Below are 2951 nucleotides of genomic sequence, written 5' to 3' on the forward strand. Positions count from 1 at the left end.
AAGCATTTTTATTTTTCTCTTTATATTTTAGTGATATGTTGAGTATAAGCTTTTTATCCCCAGCAATATTTACAGTAAAGTCACCTAGATTTGCCATTGTAGAGCTTTTTACAGTCACTCTATTAGTGTAAAATCTCTCTTTTGCAAACTCCTGTTTTTTCTTTGATGGATTATGCATATTATCTCTAACATTGCCGATACCGTAATCCTCTTCATTGTATTTTTTTAAGTTTTTAAAGTCTGAAGTTGAGACACCATAAAAGATGAGTAAAACTAGAAGGGCTGCTAAGGTAAGCCAGATTATTGATAAGATTATTTTTTGTAACATAATTCACCTACTCAGCATAAAGATATCTTTTTATCTTTTTAGTTGGAGTCTCTACAAATGGTTCTATCTGTTCTATAAACTTAACTATTTTAGAAGAAGATGCTACTTGGCTATTTACTCTAAGACGTAACTCTTCTAAAAACTCTGTTATCTCTTCTTTGACCATTATATCAGTGTTTTTATCTGCATGAAACCTTTTATCTAGGAGTTCATAATTTAAGTGGACTCTTGCTACTAATTTGGAGTTTTGCTCTAAAACCAGTGAATCAAGCACAGCTTCATCTTGGTTTATGATGGATTCTAGCTGCTCAGGGTAGATATTTTTTCCATCCGAACCTATGATGACATTTTTGCTTCTTCCTCTAATAAAGAGATAACCATCCTCATCTATATAACCTAAATCTCCAGTTAAAAACCAACCATCTTTCAACACCTCATCAGTTTTTTCTTTATCTTTGTAATATCCTAGCATCACACTAGGTGAAGATGCCATAATTTCTCCCTCTTTAGTGATGGGGTCTGGATCTTTTATCTTAAGCTCTACACCGTAAAAAGCAGGGCCTGTTGATCTAAACTTTGGTTGTAGGTTTATGTTTGTACCAGCTAAGAGCGGTGCAGTTTCAGTTAAGCCATAGCCCACAGTGTATGGAAATTCTGCTTCTATAAGAAACTTTTCAACATATGGAGCCAGAGCTGCTCCGCCTATGCCAAAAAACCTAAGTCTGCCACCAAAAGTCTCTAAAAGTTTTTTACCAGCTACCTTGTTTAGCCTCTTTCGTAGATAGCTGTTTTTATAGAGATTTCTCATAATAAAGGAGTTAGTAAGCTTTGGTAAGACTCTGTTTTTGTAAATCTTTTCTATAATAAGAGGCACGCTTAGCATCATAGTTGGTTTTACTATCTCAAAAGCCTTTAGTAAAACGCTAGGAGTTGGTGTCTTGTCGATGTAGACTACACTTGAGCCGTGAAGTATGGGAACGATCAAACCAACTGTACACTCATAGGTATGAGCTAGTGGAAGTATGGATAAAAAGACATCATCTTTTGTTATCTCTAAGATAGAATGAGTTGAGAGGGCATTTGTTACAATGTTTTTGTGGCTTAGCATCACACCTTTTGAGTGACCAGTTGTACCAGATGTGTATATGATGGCTGCTAAATCCTCCTCTTTTATCTCTTTTGGAGTTTGGTTTGAAAATTTTTGTGCCATCTCTTTAGTTTTTGTTCTAAGTCCACTAAGATAACTTTTATTTATAGACTCATCGATGATTTTAAGACTGTCTAACTCTATAGCAAACTCTAAGTAAGTATCACTGCTCTCTTCTAGTGTGCTTAGATGCTTATGAGACACAAAGGCTGCTTTTGCCTCAGAATGGCGGAGTATGTGAAGAACCTCTGAGGGATGAAAGTCTGGAAGAACAGGAACTATAACCGCACCTATGTAAGTTACACTAAAGTAAGCTATAGCCAAGTTTGGCATATTTTGGCTAAGAAGTAGTACTTTATCTCCATGAGAGATGCCATTTTCTTGAAGTAGTTTTGCCATCTCTTGAACTTTTTGCCCAAACTCTAAATAGTTCATAGGTACTTCTGAGAGTTTGCTTAGTGCATCAGAATCCTTATATAGCAAAACAGAACGATCTAGTAACTTTGGTAGCGTATAGTTATCTAGATTTTCATAAGGGTATGTCATAACTAATCTCTTATTTTAATTTGATTGAGTATTATTATACTTAAAAAAGAGATACCTTGAGCAGAAGAAGCAAAACCAACCAAACAAAACGAAATATTGTAGAGTTTAGCGAAAAAGATTTTTTGCCAACCACCAAAGCAGAGATGGATGCTCTTGGCTGGGATAGATGCGATATTATCCTAGTTAGTGGAGATGCATATATAGACTCTCCTTTTATTGGCGTGGCAATGGTTGGTCGGATGCTTGAGAGGATGGGTTATAGGGTTGGCATGATAGGTCAGCCCGATATTAACAGCGATACTGATATAAAAAGACTTGGCGAGCCTAGACTCTACTGGGGTGTGAGTGGCGGAAGTGTTGATAGTATGGTTAGTAACTACACTGCGACAAAAAAGTTTAGAAATACAGATGATTATACTCCTGGTGGGAAAAACGATAAAAGGCCAGACCGCGCTCTGAGTGTTTACTGCAACCTTATAAGAAGATATTTTAAAGATACTGTACCTTTGGTTATCGGAGGGATTGAGGCATCTCTTAGACGCGTGAGTCATTATGACTATTGGCAAAACAGGCTAAAAAAACCTATACTCTTTGACTCAAAAGCTGATGCGCTTATCTATGGGATGGGAGAGATTGCTTTAGAAGAGTTAACCCGTGCTATAGAAAACAAAACTGATTATAGTGGTATTAGAGGAGTTTGCTACATCTCTAAAGAGCCAAAGCTTGAGTATATACAACTTCCATCGCATCAAGAGTGTGTGGATGATAAAGAGCGTTATATTGACCTTTTTGATGATTTTTACGATAACAATGACCCCATAAGTGCAAAAGGACTTTGCCAAAAGGTAGATGATAGATATCTTATACAAAATCCACCCTGTGATTATCTCAACCAAGAAGAGATGGATGCTAACTCAAACTTACCCTTTA

The 2951-nt window shown here is 36.4% G+C and carries 1 protein-coding gene and 2 pseudogenes; 1 reads left to right on the forward strand and 2 read right to left on the reverse strand.

The features are described from left to right. Both PHI38_RS10045 and PHI38_RS10050 read right to left on the reverse strand, forming a co-directional pair. Positions 1 to 328 (reverse strand): annotated as a pseudogene (locus tag PHI38_RS10045) (flagellar basal body protein FliL); the annotation flags it as partial. 7 nt (positions 329 to 335) lie between these two features. Beyond that, positions 336 to 2021 (reverse strand): AMP-binding protein, encoded by a 1686-nt coding sequence (locus PHI38_RS10050; RefSeq protein ID WP_299855726.1) that lies wholly within the window; start codon positions 2019 to 2021, stop codon positions 336 to 338. A gap of 143 nt (positions 2022 to 2164) precedes the next feature. Here PHI38_RS10050 and PHI38_RS10055 point away from each other — a divergent pair. Continuing rightward, positions 2165 to 2951: pseudogene (locus PHI38_RS10055) on the forward strand (YgiQ family radical SAM protein); the annotation flags it as partial.

The organism is Sulfurimonas sp., from assembly GCF_028694895.1.
In the GTDB taxonomy this organism is placed as follows: Bacteria; Campylobacterota; Campylobacteria; order Campylobacterales; family Sulfurimonadaceae; genus Sulfurimonas.

Bases quoted from the DNA above. Each gene is read 5' to 3' on its own strand.
- PHI38_RS10050 (WP_299855726.1), bottom strand. From the start codon at position 2,021: ATGACATACCCTTATGAAAATCTAGATAACTATACGCTACCAAAGTTA.